The organism is Pseudomonas sp. LF-5 (assembly GCF_037626295.1).
GTDB classification, from domain to species: domain Bacteria; phylum Pseudomonadota; class Gammaproteobacteria; order Pseudomonadales; family Pseudomonadaceae; genus Aquipseudomonas; species Aquipseudomonas monsensis.
In genome coordinates this window covers 433,981-458,232 of sequence record NZ_JARKMT010000001.1, presented here as the reverse complement: position 1 = coordinate 458,232, position 24,252 = coordinate 433,981, and the positions used below count along the sequence as shown (strand labels likewise).

The window sequence follows — 24,252 nt, the reverse complement described above, 5'->3', positions numbered from 1 at the left end:
CCCGGCCTAAGGCGTTTATCACGCGGCGAAGCCATTGTTATGGCGTGCAAACCGTTGCCTCAACGCATCAATTGACATTGGGCGTGCGCAGAGATAGCCCTGACCAATCTTCACCCCCTTCCGTACAAGACAGCGTCGCTGCTCTTCCGTTTCGATGCCTTCCACCACCAGGCGCATTCCCAATTCTCCAGCCAATAGAACAGTTGCACGCGCAATACTGCGATGCTGCGTGGATTGGATGAGTTGCCGAGTGAATTCGCCGGCCAGCTTGATTTCATCAAACGGCAGTTGGCACAGGCGAAAGAGCGAGGAATGCCCCGTCCCGTAATCATCGAGCGACAGCTGCACGCCGAGCTGCCGAAGGCGGAGGACGTGCTGCACACATACATCACTGGCGACCGCAGGACCGTCCTCCGTGATCTCAAACGTTACCGACGATAGCGGCAAAGGATGTTCTCTCAGGCGTGACATAAGACGGTTGACCAACTCTGCCTTGGCCAATTGCAGCAGGCTGAGATTAAACGCAACGCCTAAATATCGCCCTTCGTCATGCAACTGAATTTGACCGGCCAAGCCTTGATCAAGAAGTTCGCACAGCAAATCATCAAGCAAATGTTCGTGGGTCATAGTCGGGATGAACGCTGCCGGTGTCAGCAGTCCCAATTCTGGATGCTGCCAGCGAGCGAGAACCTCCAGGGAATCAACAGCATTACTGCTCAGATCAAATTTTGGTTGAACGTACGCCTGGAACTCACCCTGCTGCAATCCTCTTCGGATCGCCAGGACATCGAGCATATGTGCTTTCGGCGGCGCACTCTGGAGCCGTCCGCCGCTGGCGGCGCTTTGTAAATCAGGTGCAGTGTGCATGGGTAAAAACCTGGTTCAAATCATCCGCAAAGGGTATGTGAATGATCGAATGCACCCTTTAAGGCGAATCTGAAATCAGACCAAGAAAAGTCTCGAACACATCCGCGATACGACTAAGTACCTTACGTTGTTTGAAGCGTCTTGCTGATGCTATCCAGGCACTTGATCAGAGCTCGCCCTGCCTCTTGTAAGTCTTCGCCAAGCCCTTGCGCAGCATGCTCCTCCATCTCTGTGCAAAGCTCCAACAGCATCTGGTCATTAAGTAGATAAGCCGTACCCTTAAGCTTGTGGGCAATACATGTTATTGCCAGCAAGTCGCCCGCATCCAAAGCGTGACGCAAGGCATCGCTTTCACTCTGGTTACTCAGACTGACTTGCTCAGCCATCCTCGCGCGGATGTCGCTCTTCCACGATGGCCGCTCGCTCGTCGGTGCCTGACTGTGTCCAAATTTGGGGATAATTTGATTGAGTACGGCCAGATTCGTCGGTTTGGCCAATACGCGATCCATTCCTGCCTCCTCACAGGCACGCTGCACGCCAGGCTGCGCATCAGCTGTAAGACCAATGATGCGGCAGGGTTTCAACCCCCTGCTCAGTTCCAGCCGACGGATTGCACGAGCCAATTCGACGCCGCCCATTTCCGGCATGTTGCAATCGGTGATGACGATATCGATGTCGTGCTCGCTCCAGACTGCCAGCCCCTCCAGACCGTTGCTCGCGGTCAGCGGGCGATGGCCCAGATAGCCGATCTGCTGAACCAGCAAGTACTGACTGGGCAAGTGGTCCTCGACGATCAGAACGGTAAGCAACTCATCCGCTTCACGTACAGCAGCCTCGCTAGAACCGGGCAATGCCGACGCATCAACGATCACCCGCTCAAGCTCGAGTGAAAAACTCATCGTGGTGCCTTTACCCATTTCGCTTTCCACTTGCAAAGCGCTTTGCATCAGTTGGCAGAGAGCCTGGCTGATCGCTAACCCGAGGCCCGCGCCGGAGTTGGCGTCACTGACTGCACTCTCCGCCAGATAAAATGGCTTGAACACCTGATCCAGATGGACCGCAGGTATTCCTGCACCGCTATCGCTGACACTGATGTAGAAACTCAGTGTGGAAGGACCGTTTGGTTGCACCTTACAACGTAGGTCGACGCCACCGGTCTGGGTGAACTTAATCGCGTTGCTCAACAGGTTGGAAACAATCTGCTTAATCTTCACCGCGTCTACCCACACCTGCTCCGCCGCCAGCGCGTCGATGTCCAGGGTCAGGCGCAGATGCTTCTGTCGTGCGAGTCCGGAAAAAACATTGCCCACGGACTCCAGCAGTGGCTTCATGCTCGTTGGCTCTGGGGTCAGGACCAACTTGCCCGATTCTATGCGTGAAATATCAAGAATATCGCCAATCAACGCCAGCAGACCGATCGCCGACTCATAGGCAATGTGCAGCGACTGGTCGTTGAGCTCGGCATCGCTTTTGCGTGTCAGCACCAATTCCAGCATGCCGATGACCGCATTAAGCGGTGTACGAATTTCATGGCTCATCGTCGCCAGAAACACGGTTTTTGCACGACTGGCCCTATCTGCCGAGTCCTTGGCAACCTGCAATTCGTCCAGCAGTAATTGTCGTTGCTGCAGGTCAATACGCTTGCGCCGAATGCGACGGCGTTGAGCCACTATGAACAATCCTGCGACGAGAAGCAGCACTCCCAGAACCTCAAAAGAGTGGCGAACGTAAGCCGCGATGCCCTCCCAGTATCTGTCGTCAGTCGCCGAGTTGGCTCGCCACCGGCCAATGATCTCCAGATACTTGCGCGGCGAAATATCCAGCATTGCCTTGTCGAGAATCGAGATGAAGAGCGCCTGATCCTGCGGTGCAGCGAACACGATCCGGATATCGGATCCTGTGAAGACGCCGCCAACCTTCAGGCTGCTTTCGTATTTGTAAGAAAGGTAATAACGCGCCACATTGGCTGGTGCCAATACCATATCGGCGCCCCCCTCACGAACCAGCTTGAAGGCTTCGCCCATGGTCTCAGTCTGTTTGAAAACCAGATTCGGATACTCACTGCCGAGTAGTCGGGGTGCAACGTATCCTTTCGCAACTGCGACGACTGCATGGGTTTGCGCATCCGGCTCGTACGTTGTTGCATCCTGATGTTGCAAGAACAGATAGGGCGCAGACGTCAGCGGACGGGTATGCAGATAGGGCAATGAAGGCGGTGGAGGTTCCGGCAGGATGCTCAGAGTTACGTCCCCATGCCTGAGCAAATCATTGGCCTCGCTGATTGAGCTGACGCGTTGGATCTCGAAGCGAATCCCGGCCTTACGCCGGATGATATCGAGGACGTCCGAGGCAATGCCATTAAAGCGTCCGCGACTGTTGAAAAAGGCGTAGGGCGCGAGGTCTTCGCTAACCGCCAATCGCACAGTAGTGGATTTGTCCAGCCATTCCCGTTCTGCGGCTGTCAGCCGATTGCTAAATTCGCTGGGATTACAATCTTCAATATCGCCCCAAAAGTGCTGGGCATCGATAATCTTGCACCGGGTAAGCCCTCCCAGTGCACGATCAAGCATCCCCTTCAATAGACTGTTGTCCGGGTTGAGGCCAAATCCCACCTCAATATCGGGCAACCTCGCGCTTTGGTTGATCACCAACTGGCTGCTGAATAACTGGCTAGACAGGTAATGGGTAGCAAGCGTATCCCCAAGAAAAACATCGTTTTCTCCTGTCAGCACCGATGCCATCGCCTGAAACTCAGACGGATAATGCTGAAACCGTCCACGACCGCCTATTTTTTCAAACAGTTCCAGCACCATCGGGTTGGAGACAGCAATTCGCGTCTGCCCATCAGTGGTACTGTATTCACGCAAATCACCGGCCTCAGAGAACAGCGCCAACTCCGTCAAGATGTAAGGGGCGCTAAGACTCATTCGTTGATTTTTCGCCATCAACCGGCTGACATTGTTGACCATGTCGATGCTGCCGTTGCGCAACGCTCCATACATGGCGTCCCGCGTTGCAAAGGCGCGTAGGTGAATGGGCACCCCCAACTCTCGCTGCAGTGCCACCAGGTAATCGGCCATCAGCCCTTCGAACTGCTGATTTTCTGCAAAAATGCGATAAGGCGGCAACGGTTCTTCAGATACGCCGACCACCAGCAGTTTTTTCTGCGACAGCCACTGTCGTTCGGACTCGGAAAGCGTGATCTTCAACTCACTGAAAGTCTGGCGGGCGACGGGCTGCAGATCCTGGGCATGCGACAGGCTACTCCAGAAGCTGAGCAGGAGCAGGACGACCGAAACTGAATTGAGCATACGCAGGCTTGATTTCACGGCAAGGCAATCAGATAAAGTTGTGACGACGCGCTATGTCAGCCAACTCGATCACCGAGGTCACACCGAGCTTGCTCTGAATATTGATCTTGTGACCGCTCACAGTCTTGTTGCTCAAACTGAGACGACTAGCAATATCACTATTGGTAACGCCCTCGGCGAGCAATTTGAAGATCTGCAATTCCCTATCGGTTAGATCTCCGATATCCCCCGTTGTCTCGACATTGCCAAGCAGTGGCATCGCATCTTTTGGGAAAAAAATGTAGCCATCAGCGATTGTCTCAACAGCTTTGACCAGTTTGCCTATAGGCTCGTTTTTGCTGACAAAACCACTGGCACCGGCTTGCAGGCACCTCGACGCGTAGTTTTCCTTCGCCTGAGAGGTATACACAAGTACCCGAGTATCAAGCTTATCCCTTCTAATTCGTTTAAGTACGGTCAGGCCATCAAGTTTCTCTAGCCCGATGTCCAGAATGACAATGTCTGGTTTCAACGACTCAATCATCCGTACTGCGTCAGCACCATCAGCCGTTTCCCCCGCAGACTCAAAGCCGATGGGAGCAAGCGCCTGGCGAATGGCATGACAAATAAGAGGGTGATCATCAACGATCAGGACTTTTTTACTCATGGATTCACCAATGTCAGTTTCTTGTTGCGATTCTAGCGAGGAACGGCTTCGACACTATGATATCTCCCAGGAATGGTCATCACATTACTCACCTGTCGCGCTGACTGCATTCCAGAATATTCCGGCCAGCAAACAAGACGCTTCTTGTGCATGACGCCCTGGCGCTTGCTTAGACTTCGTGCATTTGCAGATGAGTTTGACGATGCAGAACAATCCAAACAGAGTGGCTGTGATCGGAAGGCGCTTCGGCGGCTTGCTCGAATTTTCCCGCCAGTTGAACGACCTGAATATTTTTCACATTACACTTCGAAAGAGTTCGATAGAGATTGTCAAGATGCTTGAGGCGGGAGAGCGGTTTGATACGCTAGTCTACGACAATTTTGAGATACCCAGAGACAGTGACTGCCTGCGATCCATCGCTTGGTATCGGGCAGTGGACCTGATCATTCTCACCGCTGATGTAAATTTTCAACAGCGCCGGGAAATACTTGAATGGGCAAAAAAACGCTCCCTGCCGCCGTTGCGGGTGCTACCACTGCCTGTCCGCGCGGATGACTTTAAGCAGGTGATGACCACTCCCACTACCGCCCAACAAAAGGCGATCTTCCGCCAGACAGGTCACCAATAACATTGCGAGCGAAATGAGGGAGATGACTGCAACGGATTGCAAGTGTTCGCAGTAGACGGTGCATTGCTGCGCCTCCCTGGTTCATCTGGGTTGGTATGACAGCGCATACACCGTGCCGAAACGCAGCTCCACTGCCGAGATTATCGCTCAGGCCAGCCCTGAAACACTCGTCCAGGTTGTCATTGATGCACAGGTGCAATCCCCCCGGCTGGCCATGCGGCAATTGCGCCTGGTTGCCAATCAGGAGCGGCACGCCGCTGTTGCCGATACGCCCGATCAACGCTCCTTCTGGTTGACCGGACAAGGTATAGCCGCGCTTGGCGATCAACCTTGGGGTTGGCCTCCACTGTCCACCGGTGCACTCCGCCAACTGCCCCAGTCACCAATATTGACGGCTTCACTCGTACTGCCCGCGGGATCCATTTCCGCGTCATAGGATCGGCTCAAGCACTCGCTTTCTGCACATTTGCCATGCCAGGGCTCACGTTGACCCTTCGGCACAGCTTTCAGGGCTTTCCTGAGCTTGTAACCCGAATGAATCGAAGATTTACGGCAGCAAGGCCTGATATTGATCTGTCCGAATACCGAACTGAACGATACAAGGCTGCTGGCAGAAAAGCTTCGAGCTGCCGGGCGAAAGCCCGTACGCGGGAGCAGCACAGATCATCGTCGGCCTGTGCTTCGCCAATGAACTGATCCGCTTGGGCAGCAACGCGTCCGCCCCTTCTACCGGGTGAGTTGTTTTCGGATCCTGATGACTTCAGCAATCAGTGGTGTTCAAAGGTTTTGAACGACCGACTAGTGCTACGTATCGGCAACCTGGACTTGGTCTCTACCATTTGATTTTGCACGATACATCGCGGTATCGGCACGCCGAATGAAGGTGTCAAACGATTCTGATGGAATCCACGTCGCAACGCCGAAGCTACACGTTGCCTGTCCAATTTCATCAAAGGGTTGGGTGCTGATCAGCGCTCGAAGCTTTTCTGCCAGCAGCCTTGTATCGTTCAGTTCGGTATCCGGGCAGATCAATGCGAACTCTTCTCCGCCGGTTCTGCACAGCAGATCGGTTTTGCGTGTTGCCGAACGTATTCGTGTGCACAACGTCTTCAGAACGTCATCCCCACACTGATGGCCCCAGCGATCGTTGATGTGTTTGAAGTGATCGACGTCAAACATGATCAGCGACAGAGGGCGGTATTGCGCGCTAGCCTCGATGAGCAGGCGCTCCATCAACTCTTCGAAGTATCGGCGGTTATAGACTCCGGTCAGGTGATCGGTAATGTTCAACAGACGCAAGTCTTGCGTGCGTTCATCTACCAGCGAGAGGGCGCGGGCGCGCTGCGTAATCAGCAAGTACACCATCAAGGTCAGCAGCAGCGTCAACCCTGCTCCGAACACGATAATCAGGCTGATGGACAGTGCGTAACTATTGGCGACCAGAAAGGTTGAGCTCGGCCTGAACTGGATCAAGTAATTCTGGTCGGCTACTTTCAGCAGCCGTTGCTCGTACAGCGCTGAAGGAGCAGCAGGAGCCGAGCTCTGATAAATGGTTTCCCCTTGATGCTGCGTGTCGATCAATGAAAGCGTCACGTTCAGTCGTTGCAGACTTGGTAATGGAATGCCTTGTTCCATCAAAGAAGCCAGGCGTACGGTGGAGACAACGAACCCCTGCAAATCATCATCGTTCGATGGCGCCTCAGGGGACTCCCGGAAGACAGGTGCGACAAAGAAAATCCCCGACTGGCCGTTGGTCATTTTCAACGGTTCCGACACCACTATTTGACGTGTTTCGCGTGCCTTGTTCATCAAGGCCTGGCGACCCGGGCGCGAGAGAACATCCATGCCGGGGATGATCTTTACGTCATCGCGCTTCAATAGGTAGAGCAATATCCAGTGTTCCGGCCGGCTGGTGAGGGGGACTCGTTCGCCGGTCACGGGGTTGATTTCGTGATATGAAAAATCACTGGTGCCGTTGAGAAGTGCCTTGGCGCGAAATGCCGGGAGATCTTTCTCGAGAACCCTGGGTACCCAGCTACAGGCTTCATCCTGTTCCACCAGAGGCGTAACGAAGCCCATAAACTCCTTTTCAGTGACATCGTCGGCGTTGATAAAGAAACGCCTCACAACGTCCAGTTTCAAGACCTGAGTATTAAAGCGTCTTTGCAGGCGACTGAATCTTTCGTCGACCTCCAGTTGAAAAGCCACGCTGACGGTACGCTGCTCTGCCCCTACGAACAGAACGAGTACCAGGAACGTGACGGCCACCCCAGCCAGGCACACCAAAGCGCAAAGGGCCACGTCGGATGCTTTGAGTGCGTTCTGACGAGTAGACATGATCGGGTGTTCCTTGCTCATCGCCAAAAACAGTGTGCAGTGACCTGGAGTACTTTTGGAGTATCGGCACGCTTGTCGTTATCTTTATGAATCAGGCGTTAGAGCAAGGGATTTATGACCGGCAGGTATGGGCCAGCCAGGGTGGCAGCGCTCAGGCGAGACCAGACTGGCGCATGGCGAAGCCGTGCAACACGCTGTTCTGGATCTCGCTCGACAGGCTGTCATCGTCCGATTTCAGCCCTTCTTGCACGCTATTACATCGGTCCGCCGTTACGCGCAGTGATCGCAACGGTGGTTGGCGAATCAGCAAGTGACACGAAGCGTCGCGTTGCGCCATCGAGCGCGTCGATGCACCCCGCCTCAATGTCGTAGACCCAACCGTGCAGATTCATGCGCCCCTGCTCCAGCGCGAGAGCCACCGATGGATGCGTACGCAGGTTCGCCAGTTGCGCGATCACGTTTTCGCGAACGAGCCCATCAAGCTTCGCGCGGGGTGTGTCGAACTCATGCGCCGCGTTAATCGCTTTCGCGGCGTCCGAGTGGCGTAACCAGTTAGCGACCGCCGGAAGATGATCCAGACACGTGCAGCGAGAAATCGCGCCCATCGCTCCACAGTCGGAGTGGCCACAGATTACGATGTCTTGTACCCCGAGCACTGCAACCGCATATTCAACGGTGGCCGAGACACCGCCAGGTTCGGGACCATACGAAGGCACGATGTTGCCGGCGTTGCGAATGACGAACAATTCGCCCGGTTCGCGCTGCGTAAGGAGTTCGGGCACAACACGACTGTCCGAGCAGGTGACGAACAACACCTTCGGATTTTGTGCCGTCGCGAGCTGCTTGAAAAGCTCGACGCGTTGCGGATAAACCTCGCGCTGAAAGCGCAGAAAGCCGTCAATAATGTCACGCATGGAGTCCTCCAGAACCAAATGCCGAATACCGGCACGAGCACTTGATATGCCATCGCACCGCTGTGGTCGTCATTATTGCAGACGTTGCTCGCACAAGGCAGAGGCATGGCCTGGCCCAAGGCAGGCACGTTCAACGAGCAGCAATCCATTCAAGTCACCACTGCCGAGCAGTGGGCGCGAGAAAACCTCGCAGACATCTGAATGCGAAGAGCAGGATGGACCAAGCCCCGTCCTTAACGAGGACTTTAGTTCTCGTTAACGACGATGCTGGCAATCAGAAACCATTCAAGTGAACGAATCCGTTTTGTCTGGAATCAAACGGGCAGTTTCAAAGGCGTTTAGCAGCTGCCAGTTCGATCATTCATTACCGGAGAAAAATGCATGCCTCTCAGTGACACTATTCACAGAGCGTTGCTAAGCGCGGAGGAACGCGCCTCTATCGCTGAAATTGAAGCCACCACCAATATTCTGCAGCTCGTCACACGGATGACCGGAACGCGCTTCGCAGCGATCGCAAAATTCACGGAGACGGAATGGATTGTCTGTTCCGCGTACGATCCGATCGAGCTTGGGATCAACACCGGCGACACACTGGAACTCGAGACCACCCTTTGCAGTGAGTTTCGAAGAGATCCCCAAGTGCTTTTCGTGCCGGAGATAAGTCGAGACGGCAGGTTTTCGACACGTCCTGTGGTAAAGCAATACCTGATTGAAAGCTACGCAGGTGCGCCTGTTTTCCTGCCCGATGGACAACTTTGGGGCGCGCTGTGTGCATTGGATTCCAGGGCAGTGATATTCGACGACCCGGACCTGGCGGACACGCTAGGCCTGTTCGCGAGGCTGATCGGCTGCATCTTTTACTCGAACTTGACCGAGGCCGGCAGCGGCTACAGCAAGAACGGTTCAGTTGCCACGGAATAACAACGACACAGCCCTGAGGATTCAGGGCTGTGTCTTTTCTGGCATGTGAGATTCGTGCCCGCCCCTTCTACAAGGTGTAGGAAATACCGACCTGCACGGTTCGCGGCGCGCCTGGATAAGCGTAGACGTTGCCGAATGCGCCTTCTTCATAATCGCGATCAAACAGGTTTTTCAGGTCAAGATTGAGTCGCACGTTGTCATTGACCTTGTAGAAGCCGAGCAGGTCGACAACGGTGTAACTGCCCATCGAAAACGCGGTGTTAGCGGTTTGGCCGGCGCGCTCGTCGACGTACTTGAGGCCGGTGCCCAGGCCCAAGCCCTTGAGCGCGCCGTCCTGGAACTCATACATATTCAGCAGGCTGAAGCTGTTTTTCGGGATGTTCAGCAGGCGCGTGCCAGAGCGCAACACGTTGTCCTTGGTCACTTGCGCATCGACATAGGCGTAGCCGCCAATCACCCGCCATTCGGGGGTCAGGTTGCCAGCGACGTTGAGGTCGAAACCACGGCTGCGCACCTCACCGGCTGCAACGCTGAAGGTCGAGTCCACCGGGTCGGTGGTCAACACGTTACGTTTGTCGATCTGATAGACCGCCGCGTCGACACTCAACTGCTGATCCAGTGCTTCCCACTTGATCCCCATTTCGTAGGACTTGCCCTTCTCCGGCGCGAACCCGCCGCCCTGGCGACTCGCGCCGGTGTTCGGTTTGAAGGAGCGCGCGGTGTCGGCATAGACCGCCAACGTCTCGGTCAAGTCGTAGGTCACGCCGATGCGCGGGGTCACCGCATTGTCACTCGCCTGCCAACTCTTGCCGCCGGGCACATAGGTTTCGTAGTCATGTTCAAAGCGCTCGAAACGCGCGCCGGCCAGCACTTTCAATTTGTCGGTCAATGCCACCTGATCCTGCACGAACGCGGCATACGTCTTGAGGTTTTCCTTGTCGTGAGTCGGCGTGCGGGTAAGCGCCGGACGCGGCTGGCCGTACACTGGATCGAAGATGTCGATCGGGTACGCACCGACAGCGCCGCTGGAGCGTTGAATGATCGACTTGTAGTCGTAATCCTCATACTCGATACCGGTGAGCAACGTGTGCTGCAAGCCAGCGGTATCGAAGTGGCCGGTCAGGTTGAGCTGGGTATCCTTGTCGGTCCACTCCAGCTTGCGATAGTTGAAGTTGCGCCCCAGGGTGCGGCCGTCATCGGCGATACCGTTGGCCTCGATTGCGTTGCCCTTGAGCGAACCATCGAGCCACTGGAAACCGCCACCCAGGGTCCAGTCATCGTTGAGCATGTGCTCGAAACGCAGTTGCGCCATATTGTTGTCGTTATGCAGTTTGCCGACGTCTTTTTCGCCGAAAAAACTGTCGCGAGAGGCCGTACCGATCTGCTTCGCATAGCGGGTCACGCCGCGATCCAGCGGCGCGTTGTTTCGCATGAAATCGCCTTCGAAAATCAGCCTGGTTGCGTCGGTTGCCTGCCAGGTGAGCACCGGCGTGATGCCGTAGCGCTCGGTTTCGACGTGATCGCGGAAGGTGTCGCCGCCCTCGCCCACGACGTTGAGTCGATAGGCCAGGCGCCCTTCTTCGTCGAGCGGACCGGAAGCGTCCAGCGTGCCGCGCTTCATGCCTTGATCGTTGAGTTGGCTGCCCAGGGTGACGGTGCGTTCGGGCAACGGCTGTTTGGAAACCACGTTGAAGGTGCCGCCAGGATCACCCCGACCGTAGAGCATGGTGGCCGGGCCGCGGAGCACTTCGAGGCGTTCAATCGTGTTGGCATCCGGCATGTTCGGGTAGCCGCGGTTGATCGGGAAACCGTTTCGATAGAACTCACCGCTGGTGAAGCCCCGCACGGTAAACGTGGTCAGGCCCTGGCCACCAAAATTGTTCGCCCGCCCCACGCCCCCGGCGTAATCCAGCGCGTCCTGCAACCGGGTGGCGCCCAGATCCTCGACCGCATCCCTGGAAACCACACTGATCGATTGCGGGGTTTCGTGAATCGACGTGTCGGTACGCGTGGCGCTGGCCGAGCGCGTCGCCCGATAACCCTGCACCGGGCCGTCCGCCCTTTCGTAATTCGCCGTACCGATCACATCGGTTGCGTCCAGCTCGAGCGTTGAGGGTGACGCCCCCGTTTGTTCAGCCCACGAGGCAGACGACAAGGCTTGCAGCACACAAATGGAAAGCAGGGTTCGACGCATGGAGAAGAAAACCTTTACGAATAGGCCAATGCAGGGAGTGAAACCGCCAAAAACACCCGCGCATGCTATACAAAACCATTCGCAATTAACACTTATTCCCATTCACACCTTTCTGGAGAGTCATGAATGTCGCAGGGTCTTTGGTGACATCCGACTGACTGCTTTCAGCTGAAGTGAACATTCGTCTAATTTTTTTACTCTGCGTTGCATCCATTCCAGCCCCTGCTCCGCACATTCAACACCCTCATACGAAGGGTCGAAAAATCAAGGAGACGCATCATGCACATGTTCATCAAACGCCTTGCTATCGCGTGCTTCACACTGTTGAGCCTGGGCGCCCGAGGGAAGATTCAGCAGCAGGCGGTTTCGCGAACCGGTCGGCCATCCATATTCTGCAGGCGGGTGGCGTTACCCTTGAGCCAATCGGCGTTGGCCTGGGCCGTCACTTGCAGGATGTCGTGAACCGAGGCCGGCAGATCCGGGACAATCAAAGGTTGCAGCTGTACTGATATTCGAAGGGGAAAAACACCGTATCGACCACCAGCGAAAACGGCGCATCGATCAGTAAAAACGGAATCAGCTTGCCTTTGGAGGTGCCCACCAGCCACCAGTCAAACCGCAGGCCGATGTAGGGGCATCGGTGTTTGTCGTAATCCATGCGCATGGCGGTTGCCATGCAGCCACTCAACGTGGCGATCAGCACCAGCATTATCAACTTGCGAAACACGTAACATCCTTATTACTGCACTGCACCGCGATGGGTAAACGCACGCCTGAATCACCGCGACTCAGGGGATCGACCGATCTCCTCGCGTGCAGGCCTCGTATCCCCGTGAGTGGCTGATATCGGCCGACCACAACCAATCCTGAATCGAAAAACCGCCAAGCCCGCTACCAAAGACCGCCGAACCGATCGTTACATCTGCGCGGATTGGCCGTTTTGCCACTGCCTGCGATAACACACTTCAAGCCGCCGAAAATGAACATACGTTCATCGCAAGCCGCATTCCAGGCGTCTAACCTGCGGGTTCCGACATAGTGACTACAGGAGTACCCCACCATGTTCTCGCACGAAAGCGTCCCGTTGATTGTCATTTTCATCATCATGCTGCTGGGCGTGCTTGCAGCCTTCCTCCACCCGGTACACGCGTTGTTCAGCTGGCTTCGGCGGCGCAAGGAACGCTCGGCGACCGAACTGGTTGAGCGGGATTAATTTTTTCATTCACTGAGCAACCAGGGACGGATGACTTTGCTGGAAAAGAGATTCGTCCCTGTTTATTTCATGGGGTTGCCCGCAAAGAGTTGAGGCGACGCCGACTCGACGACCTCGCCAATGACTGCAGCAAAGCACCTGAGGATATGCTGCAATAGGCGGCGGAAACGGATGAAGAGCTCAACGGCCTGACCCGTCAAACGTCACACGAGGAGGCCTGAATGCCGAAGACACCGCCGGCCAGCAAAGAGGCCACCACCGCCGCAGACATCGAACGTTCCATTCAAGCCCTGAACACAATGGCCGAACGCCTCTGGGGCCAGGGGCGGGAAGCCGAAGCCCAAGCCCTGCTCGACGCACTGGACGCATTGAATCGGGCACTCGACAGAATCCGCATTGGCGAGAGTCGCCGGGTGGCTACGCTTCATTGACCGATCCACGTCCTGTAGGCGCAGTGTGCCGCAGCGCCTGCAGGTATTGCGTCTTGGCCCTCGTTCAGGGCTTGAGTATCAACAACGGCTCGCCCTTCTTTGCGATATACGTCGCCAGTTCCGACCCCTTGTCCTGACCGGCATTGCGCGCGATGTGCGCGACGCCTTCTGGAATGTACAGCGAATCCCCGGCCTTCAGCGTCACGGGCGCCCTGCCCTCCAGTTGGTATTCAAAAGTGCCGCTGATCACATACGCCACTTCCACGCCCGGATGCGCATGGCGCGGTGAGGTCACGCCGGGTTCGAAATCGACCCGCGCCTGTATCACTTCACGGTCGGCTGCACCGAGGTCCTGACGAACCAGATCGGTGCGACTCAGGCCTTGTTGCCAGGCCTTGGGTTGGGTGTCAGCGGCGTGTGCGGTGCCGATCAAAGACGCGAGTAATGCAGCGGTAGCCAGAAACAGTGGACGGCGCATGATGTTGCCCTCTCGAACGTAGTGGTGGGGTTGACCGCTACTGTGAGCCAGGCCTGTAGGGCGGATGTGTCGCAAACCTGGGGTTTGTTATCGCCGTGTATACCGAATCGGGTTTGATACAGGCTTATACAAAGATTTCGCCGGGGTACTGCTGCGCCATCAACCATGTCCTCAAGGCGACGATTTTCTTCGAGTCCGCAGTTTCATGGGGCGTCACCAGATAGAACCCCAACTCATCCTTCAAGCGCAGTGCAAAAGGCGCCACCAGACGCCCGGCCCGCAGATCATCGGCAACATAGGTCGAGCGCCCGATGCACACCCCCTGCCCGTCAACGGCGGCCTGCACGGCCATCATCGCCAGGTCGAACGTCAGCCGCGGCCCTTCAGCCAATGTCGCTGACTCACCGGCTGCGCTCAGCCAGCGGTTCCAGTCTCCGGCGGTCATGCCACTGACTTGCAGCAAGGTGTGATCAAGCAAATCTGCGGGCGTGTTCAGCCCTTTCGAGGTGCTGAGCAACGCCGGGCTGCACACCGGGAAAATCTCATCGGACATAAGAAAGTCCGCACGCAAACCTTTCCAGTCGCCGCGCCCGTAACGAATGGCCGCATCAATGCCGCCCTGGCGAAAATCCACCAGTTCGGTGGAGGCGCTGATTCGCACATCTATATCGGGGTTGGCCTGCTGGAACGACGGCAGGCGCGGCAGCAGCCATTTGGAGGCCACGGAGACCAGGGTATTGATGGTCAGCACCGTGTTTTGACGCGACGCCAACAATGCCTGCGTCGCCTGGCGCAATTCATGAAACGCCGCACGGATGCCGGGCAAATAGGCCTGCCCCTCTTCAGTGAGCGCCAGCCCCTCCTTGAGCCGCAAAAACAACGTCACGCCCAGCTCGTCTTCAAGTCGCCGAATCTGATGACTGATGGCAGTTTGCGTAACGTGCAGTTCTGCGGCGGCCTTGGTAAAGCTCATATACCGAGCGGCGCACTCAAAGGCTCGCAAGCCATTGAGGGAAGGCAGTCTGGCGACCATGACAATTCTATATCCATGAGATTTTGTCATACGCTAGCACTGCAAATGACCTTTGCGAAAGCCTGCTCGCGCAACGGATCCTGACACCTCCCCATCCACTGGAAGTGCCATGAAACTGTATTTCGCGCCCATGACCTGTTCGTTGTCCCCGCATATCGTGTTGCGAGAGCTGGGCCTGCCCTTCGAGCTGATTCGCGTCAACAATCAGAGCAAGCGCACGGCTGACGGCCGTGACTTTCGCGAGATCAATCCCAAGGGCTACGTCGCTGCACTGATGCTGGATAACGGCGAGGTGTTGACCGAAGGCCCGGCCATCTTGCAGTTCCTTATTGATCGCGTCCCCGCCACCCAACTGGCACCCGCTCCGGGCACCTGGGAGCGGACGCGTTTGCAGGAATACCTGAGTTTCATCAACGCGGAAATCCATGGCGGCAGTGCACCGCTGTTCGATGCGCGGATTCCGCCGACGATCAAGGCGATTTTCAAGGAGAAACTGTTCAAGCGCCTGGACTACCTGAACCGCAAACTCATGGATCAGGACTACCTGATGGGCATGTTCGGTATCGCCGATGCCTACCTGTTCACCGTGCTCACGTGGCTGCCGAACTTCAATATCGAACTGGCGGACTGGCCAGCGCTTGCCGCCTACGCGCACCGGGTGTCCGCTCGTCCCAGTGTCCTGGCGGCCATGGCGGCGGAAGCGGCGACGCAGCCGGTGTAAGCGAACGGGCCATGTCAACGCTGAAGCTGTAAACTGGCGCGATCTTCATTCGCTCAAACAAGAGATCAGCATGGCCAATCAAGACATCACCTTCACGCCCGATCCGGATGCGGACTCGATTTCCTCGGACGTCGCCACCTTCGGCGGGATCATGGTTTCCACGCAGATTCCGACCCGTGCCGATGGCAGCCTGGAACTGGGCGGCATCACCGAGCAGAGCGAATGCACGCTGCAAGCGCTGAAAGTCGCCCTGGAGCGTGCCGGCAGCTCGATGGACCGGGTCATGCACCTGACCATCTACCTCACCGACATGGCCGACCGCGCCGCGTTCAACGAGGTGTACAAGCGTTTCTTCGCCAAACCGTGGCCGGTGCGTGCCGCAGTCGGCGTTGCCTCGCTGGCCGTTGAAGGCATGCGCGTGGAAGTGACCGCAATGGCCGCCAAGGCCTGATTCACACCCGCCAACCCTGTGGCAGCGAGCCTGCTCGCACACGCTTCAGTTCAGTCTCCGTTGAGGTTGAATGTGCCGGCGCCTTCGCAAGCAGGCTCGCTCCCGCTGGGGCGGGCACCGTGTCTGCTGCCATCGGGCACCACAGACGTGCCGGGCGCACGTTTCGCGGGTAGAATGCGCGGCTAACCGTGACAGCCTGACTAAAAAACTATGTCCTTGCCCAAGCATCACCTGGAATTGCTCAGCCCTGCCCGCGATGTGGCCATCGCCCGCGAGGCGATCCTGCACGGCGCCGACGCCGTATACATCGGCGGCCCGAGTTTCGGCGCGCGCCACAACGCCTGCAACGAAGTCAGCGAAATCGCCGAACTGGTGGAATTCGCCCGCAAGTACCACGCGCGCATCTTCACCACCATCAACACCATCCTGCACGACAACGAACTGGAGCCGGCACGCAAGCTGATCCATCAGTTGTACGACGCCGGGGTCGACGCGCTGATCGTTCAGGATCTGGGCGTGATGGAGCTGGACATCCCGCCGATCGAACTGCACGCCTCGACCCAGACCGACATCCGCACTCTGGAGCGGGCGAAGTTCCTCGATCAGGCCGGTTTCTCGCAACTGGTGCTGGCTCGCGAACTGAACCTGAAAGAAATCCGCGCCATCGCCGACGAAACCGACGCCGCCATCGAGTTCTTTATCCACGGCGCGTTGTGCGTAGCGTTCTCCGGCCAGTGCAACATTTCCCACGCGCAGACCGGGCGCAGTGCCAACCGTGGCGACTGCTCCCAGGCCTGCCGTCTGCCGTATACCCTCAAAGACGAAAAGGGTGGCGTGATCGCTTACGAAAAACACCTGTTGTCGATGAAGGACAACAACCAGAGCGCCAACATCCGCGCGCTGGTCGAAGCGGGTGTGCGCTCGTTCAAGATCGAAGGTCGCTACAAGGACATGGGCTATGTGAAGAACATCACAGCCTACTACCGCCAGCGCCTCGACGACGTGCTCGAAGACCGCCCGGACCTGGCCCGCGCCTCCAGCGGCCGCACCGCGCACTTCTTCCTGCCCGACCCGGAAAAAACCTTCCACCGTGGCAGCACCGATTATTTCGTCACCGATCGCAAGATCGACATCGGCGCCTTCGACTCGCCGACCTTCACCGGCCTGCCGGTGGGCACCGTCGAGAAAGTCGGCAAACGCGACATGCAGGTCGTGACCCACGAGCCGCTGTCCAACGGTGACGGCCTCAACGTACTGGTCAAGCGTGAAGTGGTGGGTTTCCGTGCCAACATCGCCGAAGCCAAGGGCGAGTTCGAGGAAGACGGCGAGAAGCGCTACCGCTACCGCGTCGAGCCGAACGAGATGCCTGAAGGCCTGTACAAACTGCGCCCGAACCATCCGTTGAACCGCAACCTCGACCACAACTGGCAACAGGCGCTGCAGAAAACCTCCTCCGAGCGTCGCGTGGCCCTGAGCTGGATGGCGCGTCTGCGTGAAGAGCAACTGGAAGTGACCGCCACCAGTGAGGAAGGCATCAGCGCCAGCGTTACCCTGAACGGCCCGTTCGGCGTCGCCAACAAACCGGAGCAGGCGCTGGAGCAACTGCGCGATCTGCTCGGCCAGCTCGGCACCACGCAATACCACGCCACCGACATCAAACTGGATGCGCCTCAGGCATTCTTCATCCCGAACTCGCAGCTCAAATCCCTGCGCCGTGAAGTGATCGAAGCCCTGACCGCCGCTCGTGTCGCTGCGCACCCGCGTGGTCGCCGCAAGGCCGAAACCACTCCGCCGCCGGTGTACCCGGATTCGCACCTGACTTTCCTCGCCAACGTCTACAACCAGAAGGCCCGCGACTTCTACCACCGTCACGGCGTGAAGCTGATCGACGCGGCGTACGAGGCGCATGAGGAGCCAGGCGAAGTGCCGGTGATGATCACCAAGCACTGCCTGCGCTTCTCCTTCAACCTGTGCCCGAAACAGGCCAAAGGCGTGACCGGCGTGCGCACCAAGGTGGCACCGATGCAGCTGATTCACGGCGATGAAGTGCTGACGCTGAAATTCGACTGCAAGCCGTGCGAGATGCACATCATCGGCAAGATGAAAGGCCACATTCTCAACCTGCCGCAACCGGGCAGCGTGGTCGGCCACATCAGCCCTGAAGACCTGATGAAAACCATCCCCCGCGCCCCGCACTGAGTGGTTGGCGAGTACGGTGCTGCGGCGCCGTACTCGCCCGCCCTTCTGCGAATACACCAAATCGCAGGCATAAAAAAACGCCAACTTCTTGCGAAGTTGGCGTTTTTTCGAATATGGCAGGGGCGGCTGGATTCGAACCAACGCATGGCAGGATCAAAACCTGCTGCCTTACCGCTTGGCGACGCCCCTACTGCTCTGTCCAGCGCCTCGTTGAGGTTCGCTGTGAGAACGGGGCGCAATTTACCAACATTCATTTCGTTTGTGAAGCCTGATGTGAAATATTTTTTGTTTTAAAACAGCGACTTATTATTTTCGACCGGATACCGGCCAATGATCAGGCCGTTTCGCGCCGTGTATCACACTGTGTACGCCCCCCGCTGCGACACATCGCCTTTCAACAACGCCGTTCTTCGACACAGGCCAGATACGCCCCCGCGCTCAAATGCACTCAAGGTTTGAAGGGGTGAATCGCAACCCTTGGCCAAAGGCTCGCAAAGGAGACGTCACCATGAAGATGGCACCGCACACCCGCAAAACCGCCACGGCACTTGGCTTGTCGATGCTCGCTGTGTCGTTGCTCGGCGCCTTTGGCACCGCCCAAGCACACACTACCGAACCAGCCGCCGTCAGCTATTCAGCGCCCTCGCCCTTCGGCCCGCTCAAGCACGTGAAGGCCGGCCTGCTCGACGTGGCCTACGCCGAAACCGGCCCGGCCGACGGCCCGGTGGTGATCCTGCTGCACGGCTGGCCCTACGACATTCACAGCTACGATGAAGTCGCGCCGTTGCTGGCCGCCAAGGGCTACCGGGTGCTGATGCCGTATGCGCGGGGTTATGGCGACACGCAGTTCCTCTCCAAAGACACCCTGCGCAACGGCCAACCGGCGGCGCTGGCCAGTGACGTCATCGACTTCATGGATGCGCTTCAGATCAAGCAAGCGGTGCTCGGTGGTTATGACTGGGGCGCACGTTCGGCGGACATCGTTGCGGCGCTTTGGCCGGAACGCGTGAAAGCGCTGGTATCGGTCAGTGGCTACCTGATCGGCAATCAGGCCGCCGGGCAAAACCCGCTGCCGCCCAAGGCTGAATTGCAGTGGTGGTATCAGTTCTACTTCGCCACTGACCGTGGCCGCGCTGGCTACGAAAAGAACACCCACGACTTCGCTAAACTGATCTGGCAACTGGCCTCGCCGCAGTGGAAATTCGACGACGCCACGTTTGACCGCAGCGCCACGGCCCTGGAGAACCCCGATCACGTCGACATCACCGTATTCAACTACCGCTGGCGGCTGGGCCTGGTGCAGGGCGAAGCGAAATACGCCACACTGGAACAGAAACTCGCCACCGCGCCGTCCATCAAGGTGCCGACCATCACCCTTGAAGGCGACGCCAACGGCGCGCCGCATCCGGCGCCAGAGGATTACGCCAAGCGCTTCACCGGCAAGTATCAGTTCCGCTTGATCAATGGCGGGATTGGCCACAACTTGCCGCAGGAAGCTCCGCAGGCGTTTGCCAAGGCTGTGATTGATGCGGATCACCTGTAAAGCCCCTCACCCTAGCCCTCTCCCGGTGGGAGAAGGAACTGACGCAGGTGATTGGGAGAGCACGTCGCCTTGGGATATCGGGGTGAACTCAGGTCAGTAACGGCTTCGGTTATTTGACGAGGCGTTTTTCCTTCGACGGCCGATAACCGAAATACGAGCTGTAACACTTGCTGAAATGGCTCGGTGAAACAAACCCGCACGCCACCAGCACTTCCACCTGCGACAGTTCAGTGTGCTGCAGCAACCGCCGCGCTTCGGTGATGCGCAGTTCCAGGTAATAACGCTGCGGCGTGGTGCCCAGTTGTTCCTTGAACAAGCGCTCCAACTGGCGGCGGGAGCGGCCGGCGTACACCGCCAGTTGCTCCAGCTCCAGCGGCTCTTCGAGGTTGGCGTCCATCAGCTTGACTACTTCCCGCAACGGCGCACTGACGCAGATGTTTTCATCCGGTTTGATCCGCCGATAGCGCGACTCTTCGAACGCCAGAATGTCCTCGACACCCTCGACCAACGCCTTGCCGTGCAGGCCTTTGATCCAGTCCAGCGCCATGTGGAAGGCTCCGGACGGGCTCGACGCGGTGAGCCGGTCGCGATCGATCACGTAGGGTTCGCTGCTGACGTGGGTGGACTTGGCGATTTCGGTCAGCGCCGGACGATGTTCCGGGTGGATCGCACAACGATAACCGTCAAGCAATCCGGCCCGGCCGAGAAACCACGAACCGTTCCACAACCCGGCGAGGGTGATGCCGCGTTCCGCCGCCACTTTCAGCAAACCGATGAATGCCTCGCTCGCCCGCAGTTCGGTACGATAACCGCCACAAATCACCAGCAGATCCAGGTCTTGCAACGCCGCCAGATCCATCTTCGCGTCCGGGCGAATCACCAGCCCCAGATCGCTGACAACTTCACCCTCGCCCAGCCCGAACGTACGGGACGAAAACAGTCCCGGGCGCAACAGGTTACTGGTGACAATCGTGTCCAGCGCCTGGGTGAAGGCCGGCAATGAAAAGTGTTCGAGCAGCAGGAAACCGGTGCGGGTCATGCGGGTGTCAGCGGATTGCTCATTCAGGTAGCGGAGGTTTTTCCCCTTCATGCCTCCGCTGAATTGGCGTCGTTCGATCAAGGTCGGGCCCATTGGTGATGTTGTTATCCGCCGATAGTTGGCCCGATCCGCCTCCGAGTCAATCACGCCTGTGGTTGATGGCTGGTCACGCAGTGAATCCCGCCACCGCCGGCGGCAATGGCGTCGATGTCGAGCTGCACGATTTCACGCTCCGGGTACAGCTCGGCGAGCAGGTCGAAGGCCTGTTTATCGGCTGCCTTATCACCGAATTCCGGGGCGATGATCGCGCCGTTGATCACGAAGTAATTGATGTAGCCAGCGGCGAAGTCCGGGTTGTTCTGGCTGAACTTGCTTTTGCGCGGTTTGAGCGGCGGCGAAACCGTGTGGATCTGCAATGTGCGCCCGTCGGCATCAGTGGCGCGCTTGAGGATTTCCAGGTGCGCCAGGGTGACCTTGTGATCGTAGGATTCAGGGTCGGTGTCGAGGTTGGCGATGACAACGCCAGGCTTGATGAACCGTGCGTAGAAATCGACGTGGGCGTCGGTGATGTCCTTGCCCTTGATGCCCGGCAGCCAGATGATCTTACGCAAGCCCAGACGCTCCTTCAGTTCTGCTTCGACGTCAGCTTTGCTCCAGTCAGGATTGCGGTTGGCGTTGATCCAGCTGCTCTCGGTCATGATCCCGGTACCGTGGCCATCGACTTCGATCCCCCCGCCCTCGCCCACCAGCTCGCTGCGTTGGTAAATGGCTTGCGCGTCGTCGGCCACTCGCGCGGCGATCTGTGCGTCCTTGCTGTGCCGCTGCTTGCCGCCCCAACCGTTGAAATTGAAATCCACCGCGCCCAGACCGCCCTTGTCGTCGATCACGAAGTTGGCGCCGATGTCGCGCATCCAGATGTCATCCAGCGCGGCCGCCACGTACGTGATGTTGTGAGTGCCGCAATGCGTTTCGGCGAGGCTGCGCTCGTGCTTGCGGCAGAACACCGTAACCGGTTCGAAGCGGGCAATGGCTCGGGCGACGCGGCCCAGGGCTGCCTGCACATCCGCAGTGAAGTCTTCCCAGATTGCATCCTGCGCGCCGAAGGCAATGTAGGCGCGCGCCTGCTTGTCGCCCTCATCAGGCATGAACCAGCGCCCTTGTGCAGCGGCGAATACTTTGCCCGGCGACAGGCCGAGGCCCATGAACGTTGCGCCGACACCTGCGGCGACCGTGACTTGCTTGATGAACTCGCGACGAGTCGACATGTTGCAGTTCCTGTAGAAAAAAGGCCGGCCAACCCGCCGGCCTTGGATCATTGGCCGGTGGCCGTCTTGAATTTGGTCCAGGTGCGCATGCGGGCGCGCATGTCGGCCTGGGGGATGTCCTTGCCCGGAATCAACCGAGCATAGGTTGCCTCGTCGAGGTAGATGTCCGGGTTGTCGCGCATGCTTGCATCGACGCCCGAGCGCGCCTTGGCGCTGGAAGTCGGGTAACCGGTGAAGTTACTGATCGCGGCCATGTTCTCCGGGCGCATGACGAAGTTGATAAACGCGTAGGCGTATTCCGGATGTCGGGCGTCGACCGGAATGGCCATGGTGTCCATCCACACCGTGGTGCCTTCACGGGGCACACGGTACTGGAAGCGTGTGTGCTTGCCGGCGCTGTCCGAGGTGCGCTGGGCCTGAGTCATGTCGCCGCTGTAACCGAGCGACAGACACAGATTGCCGTTGACCAGATCGGTCACCGGTTGCGACTGGAACTTGCGAATGTACGGCCGCAGCTTCATCAACAGCTCACTGGCCGCCGCCAGATCCGCCGGTTTCGCACTGCGCGGATCGCGCCCCAGGTAATTGAGCACCACTGCCAGCGCTTCATCGGGCGAATCGATCATCGAGATCCCGCAATCGGCGAACTTCGCCGCCAGCTCCGGTTTGAACAACATGTCCAGACTGTTCGCTGGCGCATCGGCCATGCGCTGCTTGATCTGCTCGGCGTTGTAGGTCAGGCCGATGGTGCCCCAAGTGTAAGGCACCGTGGCTTTGCTGGAGTGTTCGTAATGGCTGCGCAGCTTCTGCAAACCAGGCTCGATGTCGCCCAGTGCGGTCAGCTTCGATTGATCCAGCGGCATCAGGCTGCCGGCACGCATCAGACGCTCGGCCACGGTGTCGCCGGGGAAAATCAGGTCGTATCCGCTGCCGCCGGAGAGCATCTTGGCTTCGAGGGTTTCGCTGCCGTCCATGACGTCGTAGATCACTTTGATCCCGGTTTCGGCGGTGAACCGGCTCAGCGTGTCTTCGGCAAAATAATCGGCCCAGTTGTATAGCCGCAGGGTTTTGTCTTCGGCGTGCAGCGACGGCATTGCGCAGGTCAATGCCAGGCCAATCGCGCCGAGCAACCGCTTGTGTTGAGTCGTCATGTCAGACCCCTTGAGTGTTCCAGCGTGCGTGGAGGTGGCAGCCATCCTGGCTGAGCAACGCGCCGTACATGTCCGGACGGCGATCGCGATAGATGCCCCAGCTCAGGCGCTCCTCGCGCATGGCGGCAAGGTCGAGTGAGTGGACAAGCACGCCGCTGCTGTCGCGGTCGGCCACCGCGAGCAACTGGCCCTTGTGATCGCTGATGAACGACGAGCCGTAGAAGCTCATTTGCAGATGAGGATCGGTGCTCGCCACTTCGCGACCAACGCGGTTCGACGCCACCACCGGCAGCAGATTGGCGGCGGCGTGGCCGCGCATGGTCATCTGCCAATGGTCGCGGGAATCCAGTGCCGCGTTGCCCGGTTCCGAGCCGATGGCCGTGGGATAGAGCAACACTTCAGCGCCCATCAACGCCAGGCAGCGCGCGGTTTCCGGGAACCACTGATCCCAGCAGATGCCCACGCCGAGGCGGCCGAACGCGGTATCCCAGACTTTGAAACCGCTGTCGCCGGGGCTGAAATATTCCTTCTCCTGATAGCCGACGGCGTTGGGAATGTGGGTCTTGCGGTACACGCCCGACAGACGTCCGTCAGCATCGGCGACGGCCAGCGAATTGAAATAGGCATTGCCGGCCTTTTCGAACCAGCTCAATGGCAACACCACGCCCAGCTCCCGGGCCAGTGCGGCGAAGCGCGCGAGGACGCGGCCGTCGCGATACTCCTCGGCAAGCGCCATATGTTGATGATTTTGTTCGATGCAGAAATACGGCGTGGCGAATAGCTCCTGCAACAGGACCACTTGCGCGCCCTGCTGCGCCGCGTCGCGTACAAGTTGCTCGGCCCGGTCGAGGTTGCCCGGCAAATCCCAAGTGCACGGCATCTGGGTGGTGGCGATGGTCAACAAGGTCAT

General features: G+C 58.1%; 22 protein-coding genes, 1 tRNA gene and 2 pseudogenes. 10 read left to right on the top strand and 15 right to left on the bottom strand.

Annotated features, from left to right (window positions below):
- Positions 1-18: 18 nt before the first annotated feature.
- From PseuLF5_RS02075 to PseuLF5_RS02065, 3 genes are all read right to left on the bottom strand, one after another.
- A complete protein-coding gene (locus tag PseuLF5_RS02075; protein ID WP_340132809.1) occupies positions 19-867 on the bottom strand; it encodes an EAL domain-containing protein in 849 nt (282 codons plus the stop codon).
- A gap of 122 nt (positions 868-989) precedes the next feature.
- Entirely contained in the window at positions 990-4,178 is a 3,189-nt protein-coding gene (locus PseuLF5_RS02070) for an ATP-binding protein (protein WP_340132808.1), read from the bottom strand.
- A gap of 28 nt (positions 4,179-4,206) precedes the next feature.
- Positions 4,207-4,824, bottom strand: a complete 618-nt coding sequence (locus PseuLF5_RS02065; RefSeq protein ID WP_340132807.1) for a response regulator transcription factor — start codon at positions 4,822-4,824, stop codon at positions 4,207-4,209.
- 202 nt (positions 4,825-5,026) lie between these two features.
- On the opposite strand from PseuLF5_RS02065, the gene PseuLF5_RS02060 reads away from it, so the two are divergent.
- Positions 5,027-5,452 (top strand): hypothetical protein, encoded by a 426-nt coding sequence (locus PseuLF5_RS02060; RefSeq protein WP_340133283.1) that lies wholly within the window; start codon positions 5,027-5,029, stop codon positions 5,450-5,452.
- Positions 5,453-6,075: 623 nt separating this feature from the next.
- A pseudogene (locus PseuLF5_RS02055) lies at positions 6,076-6,189 on the top strand (DMT family transporter); the annotation flags it as partial.
- A 67-nt stretch (positions 6,190-6,256) separates the two neighbouring features.
- Here the strand turns inward: PseuLF5_RS02055 and PseuLF5_RS02050 are convergent.
- Positions 6,257-7,789, bottom strand: a complete 1,533-nt coding sequence (locus PseuLF5_RS02050) for a sensor domain-containing diguanylate cyclase (protein ID WP_340132806.1) — start codon at positions 7,787-7,789, stop codon at positions 6,257-6,259.
- A gap of 254 nt (positions 7,790-8,043) precedes the next feature.
- Positions 8,044-8,703, bottom strand: a complete 660-nt coding sequence (locus tag PseuLF5_RS02045) for a carbonic anhydrase (RefSeq protein ID WP_123464354.1) — start codon at positions 8,701-8,703, stop codon at positions 8,044-8,046.
- 78 nt (positions 8,704-8,781) lie between these two features.
- Between PseuLF5_RS02045 and PseuLF5_RS02040 the strand changes: the two are divergent.
- Positions 8,782-8,904, top strand: a pseudogene (locus PseuLF5_RS02040) (aromatic alcohol reductase); the annotation flags it as partial.
- Between the two features lie 180 nt (positions 8,905-9,084).
- Positions 9,085-9,624, top strand: coding sequence for a GAF domain-containing protein (locus PseuLF5_RS02035; protein WP_123464351.1), 540 nt, complete (start codon positions 9,085-9,087; stop codon positions 9,622-9,624).
- A 67-nt stretch (positions 9,625-9,691) separates the two neighbouring features.
- Here PseuLF5_RS02035 and PseuLF5_RS02030 read toward each other — a convergent pair whose 3' ends face one another.
- The 3 genes from PseuLF5_RS02030 to PseuLF5_RS02020 all read right to left on the bottom strand — a co-directional run bounded on the left by PseuLF5_RS02030 (position 9,692) and on the right by PseuLF5_RS02020 (position 12,545).
- Positions 9,692-11,818, bottom strand: coding sequence for a TonB-dependent siderophore receptor (locus PseuLF5_RS02030; protein WP_340132805.1), 2,127 nt, complete (start codon positions 11,816-11,818; stop codon positions 9,692-9,694).
- Between the two features lie 350 nt (positions 11,819-12,168).
- Positions 12,169-12,309, bottom strand: coding sequence for a hypothetical protein (locus tag PseuLF5_RS02025; protein WP_409202015.1), 141 nt, complete (start codon positions 12,307-12,309; stop codon positions 12,169-12,171).
- Positions 12,306-12,545, bottom strand: a complete 240-nt coding sequence (locus PseuLF5_RS02020; RefSeq protein WP_123464348.1) for a YceK/YidQ family lipoprotein — start codon at positions 12,543-12,545, stop codon at positions 12,306-12,308. The genes PseuLF5_RS02025 and PseuLF5_RS02020 overlap by 4 nt, the downstream gene beginning before the upstream one ends.
- A 333-nt stretch (positions 12,546-12,878) precedes the next feature.
- Here PseuLF5_RS02020 and PseuLF5_RS02015 point away from each other — a divergent pair, with 333 nt between their 5' ends.
- Positions 12,879-13,031: a hypothetical protein gene (locus PseuLF5_RS02015; protein WP_177490665.1), complete on the top strand. Its 153-nt coding sequence runs from the start codon at positions 12,879-12,881 to the stop codon at positions 13,029-13,031.
- Positions 13,032-13,252: 221 nt separating this feature from the next.
- A complete protein-coding gene (locus tag PseuLF5_RS02010; RefSeq protein ID WP_123464346.1) occupies positions 13,253-13,462 on the top strand; it encodes a hypothetical protein in 210 nt (69 codons plus the stop codon).
- A gap of 64 nt (positions 13,463-13,526) precedes the next feature.
- On the opposite strand, the gene PseuLF5_RS02005 is transcribed toward PseuLF5_RS02010, so the two are convergent.
- Together PseuLF5_RS02005 and PseuLF5_RS02000 are read right to left on the bottom strand one after the other, a co-directional pair.
- Positions 13,527-13,940 carry a cupin domain-containing protein gene (locus tag PseuLF5_RS02005; protein WP_340132804.1) on the bottom strand — a complete coding sequence of 138 codons (414 nt, stop codon included), beginning with the start codon at positions 13,938-13,940 and terminating at the stop codon, positions 13,527-13,529.
- A gap of 124 nt (positions 13,941-14,064) precedes the next feature.
- Entirely contained in the window at positions 14,065-14,973 is a 909-nt protein-coding gene (locus PseuLF5_RS02000) for a transcriptional regulator GcvA (RefSeq protein WP_340132803.1), read from the bottom strand.
- Between the two features lie 109 nt (positions 14,974-15,082).
- Between PseuLF5_RS02000 and gstA the strand changes: the two genes are divergently transcribed.
- The 3 genes from gstA (at position 15,083) to PseuLF5_RS01985 (ending at position 18,344) form a co-directional block, all read left to right on the top strand.
- On the top strand, positions 15,083-15,694 hold the full coding sequence (gene gstA / locus PseuLF5_RS01995) for a glutathione transferase GstA (protein ID WP_340132802.1): 612 nt from the start codon (positions 15,083-15,085) through the stop codon (positions 15,692-15,694).
- A 70-nt stretch (positions 15,695-15,764) separates the two neighbouring features.
- Positions 15,765-16,145, top strand: coding sequence for a RidA family protein (locus PseuLF5_RS01990; RefSeq protein ID WP_123464338.1), 381 nt, complete (start codon positions 15,765-15,767; stop codon positions 16,143-16,145).
- 210 nt (positions 16,146-16,355) lie between these two features.
- Entirely contained in the window at positions 16,356-18,344 is a 1,989-nt protein-coding gene (locus tag PseuLF5_RS01985) for a peptidase U32 family protein (protein WP_123464336.1), read from the top strand.
- Between the two features lie 114 nt (positions 18,345-18,458).
- On the opposite strand, the gene PseuLF5_RS01980 is transcribed toward PseuLF5_RS01985, so the two are convergent.
- Positions 18,459-18,533, bottom strand: a tRNA-Gln gene (locus tag PseuLF5_RS01980).
- Between the two features lie 319 nt (positions 18,534-18,852).
- On the opposite strand from PseuLF5_RS01980, the gene PseuLF5_RS01975 reads away from it, so the two are divergent.
- Entirely contained in the window at positions 18,853-19,887 is a 1,035-nt protein-coding gene (locus tag PseuLF5_RS01975) for an alpha/beta fold hydrolase (protein ID WP_340132801.1), read from the top strand.
- 109 nt (positions 19,888-19,996) lie between these two features.
- Here PseuLF5_RS01975 and PseuLF5_RS01970 read toward each other — a convergent pair whose 3' ends face one another.
- Genes PseuLF5_RS01970 through aguB form a run of 4 tightly spaced genes read right to left on the bottom strand, consistent with a single transcriptional unit; the run spans position 19,997 to position 24,252 of the window.
- Positions 19,997-21,019 carry a GlxA family transcriptional regulator gene (locus PseuLF5_RS01970; protein WP_222832779.1) on the bottom strand — a complete coding sequence of 341 codons (1,023 nt, stop codon included), beginning with the start codon at positions 21,017-21,019 and terminating at the stop codon, positions 19,997-19,999.
- Between the two features lie 50 nt (positions 21,020-21,069).
- Complete coding sequence (locus PseuLF5_RS01965) at positions 21,070-22,191, bottom strand: agmatine deiminase family protein (protein WP_340132800.1); 1,122 nt, start codon at positions 22,189-22,191, stop codon at positions 21,070-21,072.
- A 47-nt stretch (positions 22,192-22,238) separates the two neighbouring features.
- Positions 22,239-23,342, bottom strand: coding sequence for an extracellular solute-binding protein (locus tag PseuLF5_RS01960; protein ID WP_340132799.1), 1,104 nt, complete (start codon positions 23,340-23,342; stop codon positions 22,239-22,241).
- A 1-nt stretch (position 23,343) separates the two neighbouring features.
- Positions 23,344-24,252, bottom strand: a complete 909-nt coding sequence (aguB, locus tag PseuLF5_RS01955) for an N-carbamoylputrescine amidase (RefSeq protein ID WP_340132798.1) — start codon at positions 24,250-24,252, stop codon at positions 23,344-23,346.